This window comes from Actinocorallia lasiicapitis, from assembly GCF_054778695.1.
The window spans coordinates 1-21,863 of record NZ_BAAGZI010000033.1 but is presented as its reverse complement, the minus strand read 5'-3'; the positions used below and the strand labels follow the sequence as shown (position 1 = coordinate 21,863).

The window sequence follows — 21,863 nt, the reverse complement described above, 5'->3', positions numbered from 1 at the left end:
TCGTCAGGAGAGAAGCCAGGTGTCCTTGGAGCCGCCGCCGCGTGAGGAGTTGACGATCCTGCTGCCCGCGGGCGCGACCCTGGTCAGGGCCAGCGGGACGACCTCGGGTTCCGCGCCGAGGCAGACGAAGGCGCGCAGGTCGACCGCGCGGGGCTCCAGCCGTCCGGCGGCGAAGGTGGGGTGGGTCGACAGGTCGACGGTCTCCTGCGCGATCCACTGGGACGGGTCGGCCAGGAGTTCGGCGCGGGCCTGGGCCAGTTCGGCGTCGGTGGCGTCGGGGCCGATGACCACGCCGTGCCCGCCGAAGCCGTCGACGGGTTTGACGACCAGTTCACCGAGCCGGTCCAGGACCAGTGCGAGCTGGTCGGGGTCGCGGCACAGGTAGGTGGGGACGTTGTTGAGGATCGGCTCCTCGTCGAGGTAGTAGCCGATGAAGTCGGGGACGTGGGCGTAGAGCGCCTTGTCGTCGCCGAGGCCGTTGCCGGGGGCGTTGGCCAGCACGACGGCGCCCGTCCTGACGCAGGCGCGCAGGCCGGGCAGCGCCTTCCACAGGAGCTCCTCCTCGATCCGCCGGTAGAGGACGTCGATGGCGTGGTCGCCGGCGTGGACTCTGCCGTGCGCGTCGATGCGCAGGTCGGCGGGCTGGACGAGGGCGATGCCGAGTTCGGCGGCGAGCAGCCGGTGCTCGTAGTAGGCCGAGTCGGACGGCCCGGACGTCACCAGCGCGACCTCGCTCGACTCCCGGGTGAGGGCGCCGCGCAGCACCGCCAGCGCACGCCGCGGCGCGGGCGTCGGCACGGCCCTGACCAGCTCGGGCATGACGCGGGCGGCGAGCCACCGGTTCGCCATCGCATAGCCGAGACCGGACGGGACGCGCAGGTTGTCCTCCAGCACGAACCACTGGCCCGCGCCGTTGCGGACCAGGTCGGTCCCGGTGACGGTGCAGCGGATCAGGCCGGGCGCCACCAGGCTCCCCTCGGGTTTCAGCCCCGGCGAGGAGGTGATCAACTCCTCTTCGACGACGCCGTCGCGGACGATCTCCCGCGCCCCGTAGGCGTCGTGGAGGAACGCCTCGAGGGCGCGCGCCCGCTGGGTCAGGCCCGCCTGGAGCGCGTTCCAGTCCTCGCCCGCGACGATCCTGGGCACCAGGTCGAACGGGAAGAGCCGGTCTTCGGCGTCGTCGGTGCGGAAGGTCATGCCGAGCGCGCGCTGCACGTGGTCGCGCTGCTCCTCGCGTTCGGCGAGCCCGCCGGGGCCGAGCCGTTCCAGCGCGGTCAGGACCAGCCCGTAGGGTCTGCGGGCGGACCTGTCGAAGACGATCGCCTCGTCGGCGGCGCTGTCGTAGCCCTCCAGCATCGCCATCACCTGGGTGCGCCGGGCGCCCGGATGCCCTTCGGTGTTCATCCGAGACTCGGCGACCAGCAGGTCGACGACCTCTTCCAGCCCGCCGGCGGCGAACGCGGCGCGCTGGCGTGCCGCGGAGCTGCCCCGGTCCAGTGCCCCTTCGAGGAGCTCTTCGAGCAGTTCGGCGTCGCCGGTGCTCTCCAGGGTGGGCCGCAGCCGCTCGAACAGGGATCTGACGACTCGGGCCGCGGGTTTCGGCCGTCCCGTCAGCGGGTCGACGAGTTCGCCTTCGAGTCCGGCGCGGGCCGCCCGCCAGGTCTGCGCCCGGACGAGTTCGGGCCGCACTCCGAACGGTTCGGCGGCGTCCAGCGCGTCGACGACCAGGGCCCGGAACAGCCCGGCGATGAGCGTGACGTCCTCGATCCGCGGGCAGGCGTCGGGCACCCGCAGTTCGAGCGTGGGCAGGTGCGCCGAAGGCCGCAGATCGTAGTAGATCATCCCCGGGTCGGTGATCACCCCGGATCCGATGAGGTCCTTGATGAGCTGGTCGTACTCCGCGGCGCTCCCGACGACGGGCGGCGGCCCGGTGGTCGGCCACCGCGACCACAGCAGGGTCCGTCCGCTGGCGTATCCGGTGTCGGCTCCCAGCCAGAACGGCGAGCTGGCCGACAGGGCCAGCAGCACGGGCGTCCACGCCGAGACCCGCTGGGCGACGAGCACCGCCAGGTCCCGGTCGGGCACCTCCACATGGATCTGGAGGCCACAGATCAGTTGCTCGCGGGCCAGGGACTGGTACTCCTCCAGCATGTTCTCGTACCGCGGGTCCGGTGTGACCTGCAGCGCGTCGAGTTCGACGATCGGCACAGTCCCCGCCGCGACGATCCCCAGCCCGAACCGCTCGGCCTCGGCGACGACCGCCCGCCGCAACGCCGCCAGATCCTCCACCAGATCGGCGATCCGCACGAACGGCCTGCTGTTGGTCTCGACCACCGACCGCTGCAGCTCCCCGGCGAACCTCTCCCCCGGCAACACCCCCAACAGCCGATCGGCCTTCGGCACCAACCGCCGACTCACCAGATCAACAGTATGAAACTCCTCCTCGACCCCCACGGCCACGTCATCTCGTTGTTCCCACACCGCCCCCCTATGCCCCAAATAACCCCCTTCATCCCTCCATATCCAGCCCAAATCCCAAGACCACAACCAACGATCTTCAGCCAACGCCCCCGGCAGGCCGCCCGCCACCATTTGACGTCCCGAACGGAGCGAGCACCGCCATAGGCCACGCTGAACCGTCGACATATCCCGGCTGATCGTCTTCTCTCGTCAAGAGGAAACGGGAAACACCGGAATCCGCCTTGTCGCGCCGACTCCCTCCGGCGCACGCTTGCGGACGGTGGCTCTCGGCTGTTCGGTCAAACGGCGACGGAGGTCCACGTGGTCAGGCATCCCAACGGATTCGGGGAAGAGTTGCGGAGAAGACGGCTTGCCTCAAATCTCACCCTCGTCGATCTGGCAGGGCTCGTCCACTACAGCAAAGCTCAGCTCAGCAAAGTCGAACGGGGCTTGAAGGCGCCCAGTCGCGAGCTGGTCCGATTGTGCGATGCCGCGCTCGACGCTCGCGGAGCTCTCATCGCGCTGACCATGGAGACACCTTCGAAGACCAGAACCCCAGCGGTTACGGATACCGACGAGGTATGGATCATGCGATTGTCCACGAACGATCCGAGCCTGTTCGCGCCCCTGAGCAGGCGCCAGGCCATGGGTGTCGGCGCCGTCTCGCTGGCGGGAATGCACATAGGTAAGCCAACTCCCCTACCTGGTGCAGAGGAAGCGAACCTTCTCAGCGTTTCCCGCTCTCTCTTTGACCATTATCGGCGGCTCGGCCAATCGGTCGAGCCGAATCTTCTCCTACCCGCGCTCATCGCACAGACCCATACGCTGCGAGAGCTCTCCACCCACGCAGAGACACGCGGTCGCCGCGCATACTTGCGGCTCGGGTCGCGATACGCGGAATACGTCGGCTGGCTCGTCCAGGAGACCGGTGACGACGAAGGCGCGCTGTGGTGGACACGGCGCGCCGTCAAGCTCGCAGTCGCCGGCGACGACCACGATCTCGCGGCCTACGGATTGGTCCGCCACGCGCTCATCACGCTTTACCAGGACGACGCACCCCAGACCGTCGAACTCGCCCAGCACGCCCAGCGGAGCACGAAGTCCTTCCGCATCCGTGGTCTGGCGGCCCAGCGAGAGGCGCAGGGGCACGCCCTCGCCGGGGACTACGACGCCTGCATGTGGAGTCTGGAGCGAGCCCGCACACTCCTCGCCCGCGCCGAACCGGACCCGGACGTGCCCGTCATCGGCACCACGAACCTGGCCGACCCGGCCGAGATGGTTCGCGGCTGGTGCCTGTACGACCTGGGCCGGCCCGACGCAGCGGCCGACGTCATCGCCGGTCAGCTGGCACGAGTGCCCGAGCACGCCGCGCGGACGCGGGTGCGCTACGGCATCCGCCACGCGCTCGCCCATGCCGTCTCGGGCGAGGTGGAGCACGCCTGCGAGCTGGCCAAGGTGCTGCTCGATCCCGCCTGCCGCGTGGGTACCGCCACGATCGCCGCCGACCTGCGAAGCCTCGCACGCACCCTCGCCCGCCACCCCAAGAACCCATCAGTTCGCGAGCTGGCGCCCGAACTGGGCACCGCGCTGCAGATCGTCACTCCCAGGAGGCCTTCATGACCGAGGTATTCATCAACTACCGCACCGGCGACGGGGAAAAGACAGCGGTGGTTCTCGAAACCGCCCTGTCCAGCCGCTTCGGAGACGCCGTCGCCTTTCGTGCCGCCAAGTCCATCCCGCCCGGAGAGTCCTTCGCCGACGCGCTGCTCCGTGCGGTGCGCCGCTGCTCGGTCCTGCTCGCCGTGATCGGTCCCGCCTGGGTCAGCGACGCTCGGCTCCGCTCCAAGAACGACTGGGTGCGCCGCGAAATTCTGGAGGCGTTCGACAGCGGGGCCCGAGTCATTCCCATCCTGGAAGGCCGGCAGACCAAGCGGCTCACCACCGAGGACCTTCCGTCGCGACTTGCGCGACTGGCCAGGGTGCAATCCCTCCGTTTGGACCTGCGAGACAACGGCGCCGATCTCAAGCGTATCGGCGACGAACTCGTTGCCTTGATCCCCGCGCTCAAGGAGGCCGAGAAGGAACTCGATCAAGGCGCGGTGGGAGGCACGCGCAACTCGGCGGACGGTACCGGCTCCACCGTGCAGACCCGCGACATCAGCGGCCAGGTCGGCACCATCATCTCCGGTAACCAAGGGCAGATTCACACCGGAAGCGGCAACCTCAACACACAGAATTTCTCTGGTGACGGCGCCCTCTATGTCCAGGGCGACAACCACGACGGCGTCTCACATCGCTTCGGCGGCTCGCGCCGGTCGGAGAACGACCGTTGAACGACATGCCGGATCAGCAGTTCTTCGATAACAGAGGGTATGTCAAAAACAGCCCAGGCGACTCCTTCGTCATCATCCTGAACTCGCTCCTGCGCGATGCGAAGGGCAGGACCCCCAGAGAACAGGCAACCGACGAGCTGCGTTCGCTGTACCGGCGTTTCGTCCATCCTCCGGGCTTCGACCAGGCACAGCGGGTCCTCGAATCCCATCGCACGGTGTTCCTGGACGCACCGCACGGAAGCGGCGGGAGAGCGGCGGCAAGGATGTTGCTCTGGCCGCTGGCCTCGGCCGGGGCCGGGCTCCACGAGCTGGTTCTGCAGGATCCCGCCGAGGGGGCCCTCATCAACCTCACCCATGTCGGAGACGAGGACCTGATCTGGCTCGATCTGTCTCTCGCTGAGCCCTCGACCTGGAATGCCGTCCGCCCTGAGCTCTCCCAGCTACGAGAAACCGTCCAGCAGCGCTCGGCCCATCTCGTCGTCCTCCTGCCCTATTCCTCGCAGGAGCTGGGGTTCGAACTCGGCGAATATCGGGCGCGGATCAAGCCTCCCGCTCTCGACGAGGTCTTCAAGCGCTGCCTGCGGCTCAAAGGCTTCCTCCCAGACGAGGTACCCGCGGGAACCGGACTTCCCGAGAATGCTCGCTCACTGGAAAAGGTCGCGGAGTTCGTGGACCTCGTCGCCGAGGCACGCGACGGAGCTGCGGGCCAGGGCAGCTTCTCCGCCTGGTATGCCGAAGCGTCCAAGGCATTGTCCGGCCGAGTGGAGGACGTCGCGGCCCTGGTCAAGGAATTGAAGCAGGGTACGCAACGCGCGTTCCTCCTCGCCGCCGCCATGCTCGAAGGAGTACACGCCGACACCGTCCAGGCGGCCGCCGTCGCCTTGCAGCGGATGGCCGAGCACCCCGATGACACAGTGCCGATCTTGGAGAGGGCAACCCTGGACGTCCGGCTGGCGGAAGTGAAGGCCGAATTGGACGCCGGCGGCCGTATCCGGTTTCAGAGACTGAACTACGCGGCGGCGGTGCGTGCCTACGCTTGGACCCATATGCCGGGGCTCCGCACGGCGCTGGTCTCGTGGATGAAAGACCTCGCCGGGTGGCCAGCCCTCGAAGACGAGGAGAGAACGGAGCTGATCCGGCGGTTCACTCGGCAGTGCCTGAACGATCGGTACCGGTCGACGCTGACGGACCTCATCGGCCACTGGACCGCTGGCCAGGCGAGTGCTCCCCAGGTCAAAGCCGCGGCCATGGTGCTGCTTCACGGACTGCAAGATGCCGACCAGGGCCGATTCTTCCGCGGGCAGATCTACGACTGGTCACGCAAGCGCGACCTGTCCCGACCGCTCGTAGAAGTGATCATCGCGGTGTCCCGAGACGAGATCGCGGTCAGTCATCCCGATCAAGCCGTGGTCCGGCTTCATCGTCTGGTCCGCAACGGCCACGACCTCGCCCGCGAGACCCTGCTCGAGCTGGTCACTGGGAATAGGGCGCTTCGCCGCCAGTTGCTGCAGCGGTTGACCGACCGACGCTTCGGCGCGGGAGCAGTAGCCGACCTGGGTCTCTTCCTGGACATCGCGGACCCTGTGGCGCTGACTGCCCTGGGGCCCAGCGGTCGCTCCCTCATCGACCTCAACACCGTGCACGGGCAGCTCATCGTCGGCTGGGAGCTCGTCTTCTCAGCGGGCCCTCCGGAATCGTGGGTTCCGCTGGCCGAACGATGGCTCGAACTCGCCGCCTCGGACCGCAGCCATATCGACGACCTGCTCAACGCGATGGTCACGGGCGGCGCACGGCATACGGACGCTTTGAGCCGTCTCTACCGGATGGCGCAGCGCCCTGATCTGCGCCCCCTTCTCGGCGATCCCCTCTTCGCCAAGATCAATGAAGCCCAAGGTCTGCTCGTCGCAGACGTCTAGAAAGGAAACACCCTTGAGTAGACGCCGCAGCGCGCTTTTCATGTGCTCCGTATCGGTCGCCGCCCTGCTGACATGGGGACTGGTCGGGCTCGCCCCCCGATCGGTATGGATTCCGACCGTCCTGGTCGTGGGGTTCGTCGCCGTGGCGATACTGCTGGCGTACGGCGCCAACGGCCGGGCGGTCCGTCCCGAAGCCGAGGTTCCCTTCGACCGCCTCCCTGCTGAATTCGGCGAGCACCAGGCCCTGATGATCACCGATGTCCCACTTCCCAGTCGGCGGGAGGACTACTCCTTCCTGTTCTCGGCGACCGTGCTCTGGTCGCCTCTGACGGAAGATGAACAACCGGACCTGCATCTGCCCGCCCTCGCGGTCGCCGCCGTCCTGGGCCGGGCCCGCGACATCGCCCGGCAGTGTGACCCTGATCAGGCCGCGCTCGTCCGTTATGAACTGGGCAGCGAGCTCGGCAAGATGCAGCCCGACGATGCGCGGTCGGTGCGGGCGATGGCCAGGTCGATCCGGCTCTTCCTCCCCGAGAGGGACCGGGAACGGCTGGTCAAGTTGGCCACGCTCCGCAAGGAGAAGGCCATGTGGGAGCACGAGCGCAAGTATGAGCAGAGCAGACGGGAGTACCTCGGGGAAGACGTCCTGAAGGACACCGGAAGTGCCGTCGTCTGGTGGCTCTCCCGGAACGACGAACAGGTGGAGAAGACGGTCCAGGACATCGATCTGCTCGCCCAGCTCGCGTCCGCAGCCAACAACACCTACCTTCCCGACGCTTTCCAGCCCCACCCGCCCGACCTCGAGCATGATCCGGAACAGCGGTCTCCGGTCGACCACTTCGACGCCTTCATGCGCTCCATGGGCATCGATCACGACCATCCCGAACGGCCATTGATGAGCCGGCGGTTCAGGGAAGTGGTGAGCCGACACGGCATTCACGAGGTGGCGGACGAGATGAGCCGCCGCTTCGAGATCCTCGACGACCTGCCGCCGGATTCCGACGCCGCACCTCCGTCCGAACCGGATCCCAGGTGAGGGGATCGAGTCGCCGAACCACGCCGCTTGTCCAGACCGCGTCCCTCGCCGGCTTGTGCTTGGCAGCCATCGCTCTGTCCTACCGGCCGCTGCTCCCGGCGTTCCCGATCGTGCTGCTGCTGCTCGTGCTCCTGCTGCTCGGCCAGGGATATCTGATCGGGCGGGAGCACCGCCATCGGAGGAGAAGGCAGGCGAGCCGGGAACTCCGCGTGGACCGGCAGCCTGATCCATCGACGAGGGCTCCCCAAGACTTCCCCGGCTTCCTGGAGCCCACTGCGGGCCTGCGCCGCTCCCTCGGCGACCCGGTCGACCACCAGGGACGACTGCGCGCCAAGGGGGTCCGGTTGGCCGCGACGCCGCTCCTCGCCACCACCATGTTGTCGATCCAGATGGTCTTCCTGCCCGGGGGTGGCGCAATCGCGGTGGGGCTGGCCGCCGCCGAGTGCGCGGCGCTGCTCGTCATGTTGGAGACGATCTGGTCGGACCGGCGGCCCGCCCACACCTGGGTCACGAGCCGTATGCGAACCGAACTCTTCCGGCGCGAGATGTACCTCGTCCTGGCGGCGACCGGACCGTATCTCGGCGCCACTCAGGATGAGGTGGAGCGCGTCCGCGACGCCCGGATCAACTTGCTGATCGAAACCGAGGGCGCCTGGCTGGACCAGCTCGCTTCCCTGACGGATCGGGACCGTCTGTCCGGGGAGCGTCCCTGGATCGACCTGGTCTGGCAGGCCGGCCCTCGCCCAACCGACTCTGACACGGTGGAGCGTATGCGCACCTACCTGGAGTATCGGATCAGGCGCCAGATCCTCTTCTTCCGACTGGGCGCGGAGAAGGCTGAGCGCACCGAGAACGTCCTGGGTGGAACTGCGAAGGTCTCGGTGCTGGCTGGTCTCACGGTGGCCCTCGTCTACGCCACGGCGCTGGCGAACGGACAGCAGTTGGGCCGGCAGCCAGGCTCGATGGCCGTGGGGATCCTCGCCCTCTCGGCGGCGATCATCCCGGCCCTGTGCAACGGCGTCCTAGCCCTTCAGAGCCTCTTCTCCGCCCAACGCCTCGCTGGCTCCTACCTGGTGGCTCACACCGAGCTCGTCCGCCACGAGAACACCCTGGTCGGCCTCATCGCCGACGCCGCCGCGCCCGACACCGCCACCCGCTTCCGAGCTCTGGCCCTCCACGTTGAGACGACACTCACCCAAGAACTCCTCCGCTGGCGCCTCCTGACGACCAAACCCGAATTCGACCCCGCCATGTGAGTGCCAGACATCGGCCCCACGGTCGCTCAACCACGCGCTGCCGTCGGCGGCGCCATCGCGCTGATTCTGGCGGCGCGCGAAATCATGGTGGGTGTCCGGCATGGCGCGAATGCCGCGCCCACGCGTGCACGGGGAGCACCTCTCCCGAGGGACCCTCCCGCTGCTCGGTCAGCGGGCCAGGAGGAGGCCACAGCTGTAGGCGCGGGCGTGGCCGAGGCCGGTGGTGAGGGTGGAGACGAAAGCTTCTGGGGAGGTGATGGTGAGGGTGCCGCGGAGTTCGGCTCGGGTGATGCGGAGGTTCTTGTGTGGGGACGGGCTGGAGGCGGCGGGGAGCATACGGGCGGAGATGGCGTCCGGGGATGAGGTGGCGCCTATCCAGAGCTTGGGGTCGGCTGGGGCGGAGCCCAGGCGGTTCATGAACCAGGTCTTCACATGGGCGGGGGTGGTGTGGCCGGCGCGACGGCCTCGGGGGCGGGCACCAGGTGGGCCGGGCGCGGGAATGGTGCGGGTGGCGTTGACGACTGTGCGGAAGCCGACGGTATCGCCCGTTGTGAAGGTGCGGTCGACGGTGAGGATTTGGGGTTTGTCGAGGAGGGCGGCGTGCGGGATACCGCTCCAGTCCCCGGGGACCTTGGACTGGACGACCAAGACGAGTGATGCGTTCTTCAGGTCGACTGCCCAGGTGGAAAGGATCCCCATCTGGGCGCGGGGATCGCTACTCCCCTCTTCGACCCAGCCGTAGAAGCCGCTCATGACGGTCCGGTGCATCTCGTGGGCATCCATGAGGGACTTCGCGACGAACGGATGGCGGGCATCGAGCGTCAGGATGGAGTGGGTGGCGACAAAGCGGGCTGTCCTCTTCACTGGATAATGTCCCATGGGGCGGCGTTCGGGGTGATCGGGATGCGCTGCCGGATCTCCCAGCGTGTGGAGTGGGTCCTGTGCAACGGATCGAAGCTCACCGGCTGGTCATTGACGGGGAGTGCGCCTCGGGTCGTCGGCGGAGTTTCCAGCCAGGCCCAGGGCCGCGCTCGGGTGGGCCCTTCGCCGGTCGCGGCTGAGAGTCCTCCGTCTACAGGGAGCAGCTGCATCCCCGAGAACGCCTCCTCAAGGGTGCCCGGCAAGATGCCTGCGGCGATGGTTCCCGAAGGCGGACAGGACTTGCGGCCGAGCCACAAGAGGGCCTTCGGATGCTCCAGCGCGTGGGCGACCTCCTCCAGGAAATCCCTCTCGGAGTGCTGGAGGCCGGTGACAAAGGCCGCGTCGGAGAGATACCTCCGCTCGGTGATCATGGCGTTGCGGGTGACGGCGCCTGAGACGAGCGTCCCGGACTCGGGATCGGAGGCGGTTCCCTTCGGAGCTCCATACCAGTCGGCCAGTTCGTGGCGGCCGAAGACGTCGCCTTGCGCGGCATCGAGGCTGGCTGTCACGGCTCGTGCGCGGCGGTGGTCGGTGATGACGTCGCGGGGGCGCAGCGGATAGGCGCCTCCGCCGACGGTGTGGTAGTCGCGGGTGGGGACCCCGGGATGGTCCGCGCGGACCCCGAACCTGGTCTCGGCGAGCTTCCGGCCACACGCCCGCTCGCAACCGCAGCCTCGTGCGCAGTCGCACGGGGCGTCGCATCCGCAGTCGATCTCACATGCGTTCAGATCGCCAACGTGGCCAACGTCCAGGGCCGCCGCGCACATGCCGATGACCGCGGACTTGGTGGGACGGCTGCGGGAGTCCCGGCGGGAGAATCGGGAATCCACCCCCCAGGATTGGAGGGGCCCGGCGAGCCTGACGAGAAGGACATGGCTCACCCCGTCAGCTCCTCGATCGTCGTGGTGCGGGTGGCGCCCAGCCCGACGAGGCCGTTGAGGACGCCATCGATCTCCGGGTCATAGGTGAGAACCCGTACGGTGCCGATGTCGGGACGACGTTCCTGGACGAAGCGATGATGGTCGAGCAGTCGCTTCGCTGCCGCGCGTCCTGCGGGTCCTTCACCGCCCTTGTCCTCGGGGCTCTCGTCCACCGGCCTTTGGAAGGCCGCCGCGTAGTTATATGGACGCTCTCCTTCGAAAGCCAGGACGAGACCCGGAAGCGAACCCGTGGACGCAGTCGAGTTCCGCTTCGCCTCGGGGAACGCCTCGACGAACGCGTTGACGAACTCCCGCTCCGCGGCGACGGACAGTTCCTCGGCCTCGTCTTCGGACATCCCCGCGGCGCGCAGGTTGGTCCGGAGCCTTCGGCGATCCAGGACCGCGTGACGGTAGAACGTCCCGGAGATGAGGGACTGGTAGCCGGTCATCCCGGCGCCTCCGTCGTCGGCAGCGTCCAGGAAGTCAAGCGCGTTCCGCTTACGGTCGAGTTTCGCGTCGTCAGCAGCCGCGTAGAAGTCGTCGATCTGTTCGGCTTCGTGGACCGTGAAGCTGTGCGCGCTCTGCACGGCTCCGTCCACGTTCGGGGACTCCGGGATCTCGGCGAGAAAGCGTCCGTAGAGAGCGATGTCAATGGCGTCCCGCGGGGCCAGCGCTGTGAGGATCGTCGTACGCGTTTCCTTGGGCAGCGGTGGCAGGGACACGGCAGGCGCGTCGGCCGGCTTGGCCGCGCCCCGCTTCGGCTTTACTGCCGCCTGTTGAGCCTTGTCGTATTCGGCCATCCATTCCCGCAGCGTCCCGCCATGGGAGTGGAGGTGGGCGGCGATCCGCGCTCCCGCGTCCGAAGGCGCGAAGAGCAGGACCTTCGTTCGGTTCGCGACGCTGACCTTGGTCGGGTCCCCGAACTTGAGACCGACCGCGTTCAGCACCGCCCTGGCCATCGCGATCGCTTCGGCCTCGTCCCAGCGGTACTGAGCCACCAAAGCCCGTCCGGTGATGAGCGCCCACTCGCGGGTACGCGTCCCTGTCGAACGTCCCGCCAGAGCCCCGACTCCCTGGTTCGCCCGCTCGCGCGCGTGAACGCGTTCGGCGCGCCGGCGTGCCTGGCTGGTGATCATGTGCCGCTCGACACCGCCGTACACGATCGTCTTGGGCGACCCGTTCTCGTCCCGCACGGGCAGAACCGCGACGAGCGTCTCCAGCAGATGGAGTGAAAGGTAGGGGCTGCGGGCGGTGTCGGTCACTGCGTCCCTTTCGAAATCGTCCTGGTGGTGTCGTGGTCAGCGGTCGAGGCGGACGGGTTGTAGAAGTCCACAGCCCAGCGGTAGGAGACCCGTGCTTTGCGGTCGTGCCATCGTCCGAGATCGGCCGCGAGCTGCGCCCACGACGGCGGAGGCTCCTCGCAGGAGCGCAGCCGCACGATCGCGTGCTGAAGGTGCCGCCATGGAATGCGCCTGCTGGCGACGACCCGCTCGACGAGACGACTCGCCCCGGGGTCGTTCGGGCCGCGCCCGATACTGCTGCCGATCCTGCGGGCCGCCGCGCCGAGGCTGCCCGTCCCGGGAGACGGGCTCGACATGCCGCGGTGGTAAACGGCGAACAGGAACGCCACCTGCGCGAACAGCTCGCGCTGGTCGAGGTCGAACCACCCCGCCATGATGTGGGCGGGTGTCTCCAAGCCGGCGTGACGGAGCTTGGCGAGCTCGCCGTAGTCGCGGTTGCGAACGAGCGTCGTCAGCCAGGTCTCCAGCTGCTGTCCCGGATCGTCTTCTGTGCTCATGCACGCCCTCCATGGAGGTCGAGGAGTTCCCGCGGGGCTTTCGCTCCGGTCAACTCCCGGTCGAAGCGGCCCAGGGCCTCAGTCCGTGCGCGGAAGCCGCGAGGGTTGGACGGCAGGGAGTCGAGGCGCCGGATAAGGAACGCGCGGGCCGCCATGGCGACCGTGGAGGCGTACTCTGCCACGGACTCCCCCACCGGATAGCCGCGAGCGGTCTCATCGAGGAGGATGTTGAAGGGGTCTTCCGTCGCCTGCCAGTGCTCGTCGCGCACGTCGAAGCCGGCTAGCTGCTGTGCCTTGTCCGACGGCTTGGGGTTCGGGTACCAGATCTGCCATGCGGCGAAGGCGGCGAGATCAAGGCTGCGTGCCACGTGTTCGGCGATCTGCGAGCCCTTCCAGGACGCGTCCTGCAGGTTCTTCTCGAAGCCGGGCGAGTAGGGGAAGTAGCTGGACACCCACTTCACGGCCGTCGTCTTGTTGGTGATGAGACCGACCGCCTGCAACTCGATCAACGGGCCGGCCGCTGGGTCTTCGGCAGGAGGCAGCCGTATCAGGCGTCGGTAGAGGCCCTTCGGCTTCGCCTCTCGCGCGACCGACGCGTAGAGGGCGTGGGCCTCCATCCACAGCGCGCGCGTCGGGGACGGCCACAGCGGCTTCGATTCCCCGTCGCGTGTCTCCGACATGACCGCATCCTGAAGATGAAGCTGCGGATCCAGCGTGAGGAGCTCGCCGGCAGCGACCAGGACGCGGTCCACGACCACTCCTTCGGGCGTCATCGCCGGACGCAGGAGGACGGAACGGCCAAGAGAGCTGTGCAAGTCCGCGAAGCCGTCCACCGTCCTCGGTGGTGGTTTGACCTTGAACCCTCGTCGTTCGATTTCTCCCGTGGTCCAAGAGAGGTTGAGGTTTCCCGGTTCCTGGGTCGGGGTGAGGTTGAGCCGGAGGGTTTCACCGAGAGTGGAGCCCAGTGCGACGACCTTGATTCTGCCGCAGAGGCGTCCGGTGGCGAGATTGGTGATCGTCGGCCCGAGCGTCTTCTTGCCGGAGATGCGGGCGCGTCCGTAGATCCCGTAGACATGCTGGGTGAGCATCGCCCGGAACGCCTCGGCGGGTGACAAGGGTTGAGGATGGTTCAGGTGATGATGGTCGAAGAACAGGTTGTAGTCCCCAGCATGTTCGATGACGAGCTGTGCCGGGCCCGTCCCGTGCTCGTCAAGAAACGGTGCGAGCAGCGCGTTCTGCCCGAGCGGGCGCGTGGGGTGGAAAAGATCCCAGTCGTCCCCGTCCCGGGAAGCGAGCCAGTCCGCGACTTCGCTGAGCGACTGACCGTTCTTGGCCCAGCTCTCCCACTCGTCGTCCGATTCGGGCTGCGCCCCAGCCGCGTACACGAGGGCGAGCAGAAACTCGAGGACGGCGATTTCCTCACCCGCCGTCTTGCCGGACACCGCCCTCAGCCCGTCGGCCTGCCGGAACAGGTCGACCAAGCCCAGCTCACGGACCCGCCCGTCTAGCGCGACGACCTTGACGCACTCCCGGTAACGCGGATCCCACCGATACCGCCCGGTCCCATCCGATCCAGCCAACCCACTCCCCTAGGTCCACCTCGCCCTTAGGGAGGGAACGTAATACACAGAACGCGGCCGCGTGTGCACTTCTCAGTTAACGGGCATATGGGGAAAAGTCCCGAAGGGCACCCTTCGTAGCCGTCCCGATCGGCTGAAGGGCGAGACTACTTCCGGCGGTGGATGACGGGCCTGGTGAGGAGCGCGAGGGTAGCCCGGGCATCGCGGCGCCGGTCGGAGGTGCGAGCGATCAGCGAGGCGAGAGTGGCGACGAACACGGTGGCGGTGTAGGTGAAACCACCGGCCGCGGCAAGGAGGGCTGCGTCGGACAGGGCCGACAGGAGCGTGGTCAGGACGAGCATGACGTGCCTCTCGAACGGGGCCCGCGGTACTCGCCGGCCGATGGGGCAGACAGTGGCCGTCCAGGTTCTTTCCGGCGACATCTCGAAGCGTCGCGACACGCTATCTGGACCATGTCTAGCCTGGTCAGAGCCATTTCAAGAAACTTCATCCGGGAGCGTGATGTCGCGGGAAGAGGATGCGAGGAACAACGCGGAGAGCCTCGCGGAGCGGTTGAGGCAGCTCTGGGAGCTCGCGCGACTTGAGCGGCCGGACATGTCCCTTGAACACATCGAGTGGGCCTTGGACCTGGCTACGTCGACGCTCTCAGCGTGGTTGAAGGGAAAGAACGCTCCCAGCAAGGGCAAGGAGCAGGATTACCTCGCTCTCGTCTCCTATCTCCAAGACCTCGTCCCGGAGCACAGCCGGCGGAGGATCGAGGCGTGGAAACAGGACCTGGAGGCGGCACGGTTCGAGAGCCGTGCCCGCAAGACAGGACGACCGCCCAAAAAGGCCACTAACGAAGGTGTCTTCCTGGCCGTTTACGAAGATCTGGTCGCGGAATCGTTGGCACCGGATGATCTGGAAGGGAGAAAAGCCGAGCTGGCGGCACTAACTGCGTTCGCCCGGCAGAAGGGGGGAGGCAAGGCGGGCTACTGGTGGTGGCGAGCGCAGCCCTGGGCAGGAAAGACAGCGTTGATGGCGACGTTCATCAGGAAAATCGCGTCATCGAGGACCGCGGACGTCGTCAGCTACTTCATTTCGGCTACTCACCGGGGAGAGCCTGGAGCCGGGGCAGACCGAAAGGACTTCCTGCGACAGGTAACCGACCAACTCGCAGCCATTGTAGATCAGCCGAACTCCCGTAGGCCTCGGCTCACCCGGACGACGCCCAGGGATTCCCGGCTACTTCTTGCCCTCTACAAAGAGGCCGCCGCCGTGAGTCGAGAGCGGGGACGAACGCTCCTACTCGTCGTGGATGGACTGGACGGAGAGGACGCCACCGGGGAAAGCCAATCCATTGCGCCGTTGCTTCCGAAACCGGTACCCCCAGGAATGCGGGTGCTGGTCACCAGCCGGACCACACCGTTCGTCCCAGATGTCGAGCCCGACCATCCGCTGCGCGACCCGCAAGTCGTGAAGGCACTCACGCCATCGCCGAAAGCCCTGGCCATCCGGGACCGGGCGAGGACAGAGCTGTACAGGCTGCTCAAGTGCCCGGTAGGGTGCAAGATTCTCGGAATGATGGCAGTCGCGCATGGCGGTCTCAGCATCGACAACCTTGACGAACTGTTCAACGATCAAGACGTCACGCCTCTCCAAATCGACGAGACGCTCCGAGGGGTGAAGGGCCGGAGCATGTCACCGGAAGCGCTCGGCCCGGAGACCTATGTGCTGGCACATAGGGAGTTGAGGGAGGCTGCCCTCGAGAGAATAGGCAGAATTTCCATCCAAGCCCACGGCGACCGTCTTCGGACCTGGGCGGAAAGCTATGCAGAGAGAGGCTGGCCTGAGGAAACTCCGCCTTATCTTCTCTCAGGATATGCAACCCTGCTTTCCCGCGACGGTGACGTCGAGCGCCTACGGGCGCTCGTACTCGATCCTCGTCGACAGTATCGGATGGCGATGTCTTCCCGAACAGATCTCGCACTCTCAGAACTCGACAATCTCGCAGACCTGGCTCGGGGAATCGGTGGAGACGAACGTCTTGGCTTGTTGGCCGCCGTCGCAGCGTCACGACACTTCCTCGGCGAGCAGCAACCATCCGTCCCGCGGATCCTTCCATCGGCGTTCGCTCTCCTTGGCGATATCGACCGGGCCTTGGCCCTCGCCCGATCACCCGGTAGCGTCGAAGGCAAGGCAGCCAGGTTGGCCGACGTGGCAGGCGTTCTCGTAGAGGCCCAGGACGCGCGGGCAGCGGAGACGGCGCGCGAGGCGGCATTTTGGGTGAGCAAGTGCAGGCAACCGATCGTTCCGAGCTTCGTAGACGAGGGTGTCTTCGGACCGACCGTGGTCAACACCGCGATCGCGCTGATAGCGACAGGGCAGAAGCAGGACGCTCTCAGTCTGCTGCGGGCGGTCAACGCCTACGGGCCAGCGGTCCCCGCAGCCGCACGCGCCGCAGCGGCTCTGCGGCCACATGACCTTGCGGGGGCAGCGGAGATCCTGGACGGCCTGGAGGACTGGGCGGAGGCCATCGCTGAAGAGGACGGGCGTGGGCAGGATCTGCCAGTGGAGATATGGGCGGAAATCGCGCAAGCCGACCCCGACCGAGCGGAACGTCTGTACGACCGGATCAAGAACCACGTGAAAGCGCAGGACCCAGAGATCCTCGCGTTCGCGGCGTCCACGCTCGCGGAGATCCTTCCCGAGACCGCACGGTCCTTGGCCACCACGGCAGTGAACACGTTGACCGCGATCCTCTCGACGGCGGATGCCACACCGCTTCCCGTCCAGCTGCCGCGGATGCTCGCCCGCACGGTACGGGCGATGGTGGATACGGGCGATACGCTCGAGGAAGCGAAACGGTTCCTCGGCACTATCACAGACCTCGACTTGGGCTTCGACGTCACTCGATCCGCGCACTTCGCCCTTGACGAGACAGATGCGGATGCGGATGCGGATGCAGCGACTGACTCGGCGCTGCTCAGCCAGATGGGCACGATGAAAGAGCAGGATCGAATACCGGAGGCCAGGGGCGAGCTGGAGCGGCTCTTGTCAGAGGTTCGCGGTCATCAGGACATACCCGTGTGGCTGCCTGCTCTCGCTGAGGCAGCGGCCTTCTGCGGGATGGATGAGACCGCCGCGAAACTCGCGGCCTACATGCCAGACGACGCAGGCCGTGCCCGGCTTTTCGCCGCAGTGTCGGCAGGCTGTTCAGGCGCAGGCCGACATGAAGCGCCGCTACGCCACTCGGCCGTCGCGGAGTCCCTTCTCTCGCCGGCCGACCCGGCAGACGCCCTCGACGCGGTCGCCCAGGCGCTCGCGTTGGTGGGCAAGACCGCGTCAGCTCAGGCCCTTGTCGGCTTCCCCACGGGCGAGACCAGAGGGACCCGTCACGAGACCGAGCACCGGAGCACCGTGATCGCTGCCGGGTTGCGAGCACATCGCCCAGACGACGCAGAAGGCATTGTCCGTGCTCGCCTTCTCCAGCTCGGGCCTTCCGGAAGCCGCTTCACCCCACTGCACGAGCTGGCGGCGCTGCTACTCGGCGTGGAAACCACTGCAGCTGATACCTACGGGCGACTACAAGACGTCCTTCTGAAGAAACTCCAACGTCAGCCGCAACGAAAGTTCGACGACCTGCTTGTGCAAGCGATCCTCTGCATCTCCGACGAGGGGTACGGCGATGTCCAATCTCCGCTGGAAGAACTAGAACGCCAAGCGACAAGCGCCTCAGCTCATCCCCTGCGCATTGCGGGTTACGCCGTCGTACTAGCCCTGCTAGGCGACTTCGCGGCCGCCGGACGCGTCGCGCAGCGCCTCGGCGGAGGCGAAGCATTCGCTGCGGCAGCCGGGCAGGCAGCCGGCATACCCGTGCTACTCGCGGACGCGCACGGCGGCACCGACAACGTGACGACCACGATCCGCGCACTGGCTCACTTTCTCGTTCCGCAAGCCCCACGAAACATAGAACAAGCGCAGAAGTTCCTCCAAGAGTCGCTCAACGGCTCCGGATGGCATCATGCGCTTACCCCACTCGCGCGCTCGGCACCCACCAGCATCGCTGAGGTGCTCCGCATCACCGAAATCCATCTTGGCGATGACCCCTCGAGCAGTAACCTCATGAAGCCGTAGTCAGGCTCATGCCAATCTACGCTCGCAACTAAAGGCCCGCGCCAGAAGATCCCAAGCTGACGGTACGAACGCGCCTCATCGCTTCGTGATGCGGGTCGGCTTCTTGGTGCGAACAGAGATTTCTTTATCCCCGCATACGCGGGGAGCAGGTTTTTCCTTTCCTCCACACTGGGAGCATTCCTGCGCGCGCAGGAAGAAGAAACCCTCAACGCATTTTAACGGGGTGTCGAATTAACCCCGCGTCGAGGAACGATCTTCATCGTCGGGATAATCGAAGCGCCCGCTGATACGAGCCCCGCGATGATCACCTCTGGCCACGGATGATGCGCCAGATAAGCCAGAACGCCCACGACCGTCCCGGCAGCGATGACGATTGCCACCACCAGGAGCGTATACCCATCAAGGGCTGCCGGAGGCTCTACCGAGGACATCCATATTTCCTTCCTCTACACTGTTGAGTCCCGCACATGGAGATCATGCTAGGCAGGACGGAGGAGCGGAGAGGGGAGCTTTGCCAAACTAGTTTGAATCAGCGGCGACGCGCCCTCGCAGCGGACTGTCCCGCTGCCGCGGTAGCGCACAGAGCGGCCCTCAGGATCATCGTCTGCGTGCGGGAAAACTCTGCCTGTTCGACGCCGACCAACACGTCGCAGGGATCATCCTCGCGTGCGCGGGAGCGCAGAAGCCGACCTTCGTCTTTAATAACCCGAAGATGCGGTTCCTTAACTTACTTGCCGCTGCTCGGCCGGATTTCGGGTGGGGCGAAAGCCGTCCGGCTGGGGTAGCGGTGGGGGGCTCGGGGCGACCGGACGACAGGGGTTGCGATGGGGTGGTACTTGCGAAGCAGAGGCGGGACCTGGAGCTATCGCCGTGTAGTTCGACCACGGCGATAGCACCGAGAGGCCATCTGAACTGAGATTCCAGGTCGGGTTAGATGCCGAGGCCGCGGCCGATGATTTCTTTCATGATTTCGGTGGTGCCGCCGAAGATGGTTTGGATGCGGACGTCTTGGTAGGCCTTGGCGATGGGGTATTCGGTCATGTAGCCGTAGCCGCCGTAGAGTTGGAGGCAGCGGTCTACGACGTTTTTGAGCATTTCGGTGTTCCACCATTTGAGCATGGCGGCGTTCTCGATGGTGAGGGAATCGGTGGCGTCCTGGAGGATGCACTGGTCGGTGAAGGCGCGGGCGACCGTCAGTTCGGTCTTCATTTCGGCGAGCTTGAAACGGCTGTTCTGGAACTTGCCGATGGGGCGGCCGAACGCGGTGCGGGTCTTGCAGTATTCGAGGGTCTGCTCGAAAGCGGCCTCGGCGGCGGCGAGGGCCGTGACACCGATGGACAGGCGTTCACGGGCCAGGTTCTGCATCAGGTAGATGAAACCGGCGCCCTCCTCACCGAGGAGGTTCGCGGCCGGCACCCGGACGTTGTCGAAGAACAGCTCCGCGGTGTCCTGAGCGTGCATCCCGATCTTGTCGAGGTTGCGGCCGCGTTCGAAACCGGGCATGTCGCGTTCGACGACCAGCAGCGACACCCCGTGGGCGCCCGCGGACGGGTCGGTCTTCGCGACGACGATCACCAGGTCGGCGAGGATGCCGTTGGAGATGAAGGTCTTCGAACCGTTCAGGACGTAATGATCGCCGTCCTTGATCGCGGTGCTCTTGATGCCCTGCAGGTCGGAACCGGCGGACGGCTCCGTCATCGCGATACCGGTGATCAGCTCGCCGGAGCAGTAGCCGGGGAACCAGCGGGCCTTCTGCTCGTCGGTGGCGAGCTGGCGGAAGTAGCCGCCGTTGATGTCGTTGTGGACGGCGAACCCGGGGCCGCTGACGCTTGCGCGGGCCAGTTCCTCGTTGAAGACGACGTAGTAGCGGTAGTCGTCGTTGCCGCCGCCGCCGAACTCCTCGGGCATGTCGATGCCGAGCAGCCCGGCACGGCCCGCCGCCAGCCACACCTCGCGCGGGACGATGCCGTCCTTCTCCCACTGCTCGTGGAACGGGGTGATCTCCTTCGCGATGAAGGACCGCACCATGTCGCGGAACGCCTCGTGCTCGTCGGTGAAGATCTCGCGCGCCACGCCGTACTCCCAAGGTAAGTGCTTACTGACAGGCGCAGAATAGCACTACCCGATGAGCATCCTCGAACGTGTGCTGACAATCTGTCTCGTTGCTGGGAACGTGTGCCACGCACGCCACTCGATCCCCCGCCTGACCTGGCGGACCATCACCCCGGACAGGGCGTCGGGCTGGCCGGGGAAGCCCGCCGCGAGGGTGTCGTCGCGGCCGCTCAGATAGCGGCGCAGGAACGCGACGGCCCGGGTGAAGTCGGCGTAGTCGCGCCGGTAGACGTCGGCGGTGAAGGAGACCGACCAGCCGGCCACCTCGCGTCGGAGCTGGTAGGGCAGCGGCCCCTCCAGCCCGTCCAGCGGGGCGACGGTCTCGATGACGGGCCCGGCGATCACCTGGTGGCCGGAGCCGAGCAGCCGCAGGTCGACCTCGACCCCGGCGACCCGCCTGGTCCGCTGGGCCAGGGGGTCGATGCCGGGTTCGTCGAGGGTGTAGGCGAGGGCGTCGGCGCGCACGTCGACAAGGGGGCGTGCCAACTCCAGCATTCGGGCCTTCCCAGGATTTACGGGGCGTTGGCCTGAATTGTAGGAAACTCCGGGAGTCAGGTCACCAGTCGTGCGGCGGCGGCCGCGATGCGCTCGTCCGTGGCCGTCAGGGCGATCCGGACGTGCCGGGAGCCCGCCGTGCCGTAGAAGTCGCCGGGTGCGACGAGGATGCCCAGCTCAGCGAGGTGCGCGACCGTCTCCCAGCAGGGCTCGTCGCGCGTCGACCACAGGTAGAGCGACGCCTCGGAGTGGTCGATCCGGAATCCGTGCGCCTCGAGCGCGGGCTTGAGCACGGCGCGGCGGGCCGCGTACCGGGCGTGCTGCTCCTTGACGTGCTGGTCGTCGGTGTAGGCGGCGGCCATCGCGGCCTGCACCGGCGCCGGGACGATCATGCCGGCGTGCTTGCGGAGCTCCAGCAGCCGCTTGATCAGCGTGAGGTCCCCGGTGACGAACCCGGCCCGGTATCCGGCCATGTTCGACCGCTTCGACAGGCTGTGGATCGCGAGCAGCCCCTCGTGGGAGCCGCCGCAGACGTCCGGGTGGAGGATCGAGACGGGCTCGGGCCCCTCCCACACCAGCTCGATGTAGCACTCGTCGCTCACCACGACGACGCCCCGCTCCCGCGCCCACGCGACGACCTTGCGCAGGTGGGCGGCGGGCAGCACCTTGCCGGTCGGGTTGGACGGCGAGTTCAGCCAGACGATCTTGGGGGTCTCGGGGCCGAGCTTCAGCAGCCCGTCCGTGGCGACTCCGCGCGCGCCCGCGATCCGCGCGCCGATGTCGTAGGTCGGGTAGGCGAGCTCGGGAAAGACGACGGTGTCGCCGGGGCCCGCGCCGAGCAGCAGCGGCAGCCAGGCGACGAGCTCCTTGGTGCCGATCGCGGGCAGCACCGCGGCCGGGTCGGCGGCGATGCCGAGGCG

Annotated in this window: 17 protein-coding genes; 6 read left to right on the top strand and 11 right to left on the bottom strand. The window is 67.0% G+C overall.

The annotated features are described in order from the left end of the window. Nucleotides 1-3: 3 nt before the first annotated feature. On the bottom strand, nt 4-2,454 hold the full coding sequence (locus tag ACYVE7_RS06640) for a glutamate--cysteine ligase (RefSeq protein ID WP_460363668.1): 2,451 nt from the start codon (nt 2,452-2,454) through the stop codon (nt 4-6). A 327-nt stretch (nt 2,455-2,781) separates the two neighbouring features. Between ACYVE7_RS06640 and ACYVE7_RS06635 the strand changes: the two genes are divergently transcribed. Genes ACYVE7_RS06635 through ACYVE7_RS06615 form a run of 5 tightly spaced genes read left to right on the top strand, consistent with a single transcriptional unit; the run spans nt 2,782 to nt 9,001 of the window. Then, entirely contained in the window at nt 2,782-4,080 is a 1,299-nt protein-coding gene (locus ACYVE7_RS06635) for a helix-turn-helix domain-containing protein (RefSeq protein ID WP_460363661.1), read from the top strand. Next, on the top strand, nt 4,077-4,793 hold the full coding sequence (locus tag ACYVE7_RS06630; protein ID WP_460363660.1) for a toll/interleukin-1 receptor domain-containing protein: 717 nt from the start codon (nt 4,077-4,079) through the stop codon (nt 4,791-4,793). Before ACYVE7_RS06635 ends, ACYVE7_RS06630 begins: the two co-directional genes overlap by 4 nt. Further along, nucleotides 4,790-6,709, top strand: a complete 1,920-nt coding sequence (locus tag ACYVE7_RS06625; RefSeq protein ID WP_460363659.1) for a hypothetical protein — start codon at nt 4,790-4,792, stop codon at nt 6,707-6,709. Before ACYVE7_RS06630 ends, ACYVE7_RS06625 begins: the two co-directional genes overlap by 4 nt. A 13-nt stretch (nt 6,710-6,722) precedes the next feature. After that, nucleotides 6,723-7,745 (top strand): hypothetical protein, encoded by a 1,023-nt coding sequence (locus tag ACYVE7_RS06620; protein ID WP_460363658.1) that lies wholly within the window; start codon nt 6,723-6,725, stop codon nt 7,743-7,745. Nucleotides 7,746-7,804: 59 nt separating this feature from the next. Further along, nucleotides 7,805-9,001 carry a hypothetical protein gene (locus ACYVE7_RS06615; protein WP_460363657.1) on the top strand — a complete coding sequence of 399 codons (1,197 nt, stop codon included), beginning with the start codon at nt 7,805-7,807 and terminating at the stop codon, nt 8,999-9,001. A gap of 168 nt (nt 9,002-9,169) precedes the next feature. Here the strand turns inward: ACYVE7_RS06615 and ACYVE7_RS06610 are convergent, their stop codons facing one another. The 6 genes from ACYVE7_RS06610 to ACYVE7_RS06585 form a co-directional block, all read right to left on the bottom strand. Next, nucleotides 9,170-9,865 (bottom strand): type I-E CRISPR-associated protein Cas6/Cse3/CasE, encoded by a 696-nt coding sequence (locus ACYVE7_RS06610; RefSeq protein WP_460363656.1) that lies wholly within the window; start codon nt 9,863-9,865, stop codon nt 9,170-9,172. Beyond that, nucleotides 9,862-10,803, bottom strand: a complete 942-nt coding sequence (gene cas5, locus ACYVE7_RS06605) for a CRISPR-associated protein Cas5 (protein ID WP_460363655.1) — start codon at nt 10,801-10,803, stop codon at nt 9,862-9,864. Before cas5 ends, ACYVE7_RS06610 begins: the two co-directional genes overlap by 4 nt. After that, on the bottom strand, nt 10,800-12,104 hold the full coding sequence (locus tag ACYVE7_RS06600; RefSeq protein WP_460363654.1) for a type I-E CRISPR-associated protein Cas7/Cse4/CasC: 1,305 nt from the start codon (nt 12,102-12,104) through the stop codon (nt 10,800-10,802). The genes cas5 and ACYVE7_RS06600 overlap by 4 nt, the downstream gene beginning before the upstream one ends. Beyond that, nucleotides 12,101-12,640, bottom strand: a complete 540-nt coding sequence (gene casB, locus ACYVE7_RS06595) for a type I-E CRISPR-associated protein Cse2/CasB (protein ID WP_460363653.1) — start codon at nt 12,638-12,640, stop codon at nt 12,101-12,103. Before casB ends, ACYVE7_RS06600 begins: the two co-directional genes overlap by 4 nt. Further along, nucleotides 12,637-14,220, bottom strand: a complete 1,584-nt coding sequence (locus ACYVE7_RS06590) for a type I-E CRISPR-associated protein Cse1/CasA (RefSeq protein WP_460363652.1) — start codon at nt 14,218-14,220, stop codon at nt 12,637-12,639. The genes casB and ACYVE7_RS06590 overlap by 4 nt, the downstream gene beginning before the upstream one ends. 146 nt (nt 14,221-14,366) lie before the next feature. Continuing rightward, a complete protein-coding gene (locus ACYVE7_RS06585) occupies nt 14,367-14,561 on the bottom strand; it encodes a hypothetical protein (protein ID WP_460363651.1) in 195 nt (64 codons plus the stop codon). A gap of 160 nt (nt 14,562-14,721) precedes the next feature. Here ACYVE7_RS06585 and ACYVE7_RS06580 point away from each other — a divergent pair, with 160 nt between their 5' ends. Beyond that, nucleotides 14,722-18,336, top strand: a complete 3,615-nt coding sequence (locus ACYVE7_RS06580) for a P-loop domain-containing protein (protein ID WP_460363650.1) — start codon at nt 14,722-14,724, stop codon at nt 18,334-18,336. 215 nt (nt 18,337-18,551) lie between these two features. Here ACYVE7_RS06580 and ACYVE7_RS06575 read toward each other — a convergent pair whose 3' ends face one another. The 4 genes from ACYVE7_RS06575 to dapC all read right to left on the bottom strand — a co-directional run. Beyond that, nucleotides 18,552-18,716 carry a hypothetical protein gene (locus ACYVE7_RS06575; protein ID WP_460363649.1) on the bottom strand — a complete coding sequence of 55 codons (165 nt, stop codon included), beginning with the start codon at nt 18,714-18,716 and terminating at the stop codon, nt 18,552-18,554. 550 nt (nt 18,717-19,266) lie between these two features. Next, nucleotides 19,267-20,409: an acyl-CoA dehydrogenase family protein gene (locus tag ACYVE7_RS06570; RefSeq protein ID WP_460363647.1), complete on the bottom strand. Its 1,143-nt coding sequence runs from the start codon at nt 20,407-20,409 to the stop codon at nt 19,267-19,269. Between the two features lie 45 nt (nt 20,410-20,454). After that, entirely contained in the window at nt 20,455-20,943 is a 489-nt protein-coding gene (locus ACYVE7_RS06565) for a DUF2617 family protein (RefSeq protein ID WP_460363646.1), read from the bottom strand. Nucleotides 20,944-20,999: 56 nt separating this feature from the next. Beyond that, nucleotides 21,000-21,863: succinyldiaminopimelate transaminase (dapC, locus tag ACYVE7_RS06560; RefSeq protein WP_460363645.1), on the bottom strand; the 864-nt coding region annotated here is incomplete at its 5' end.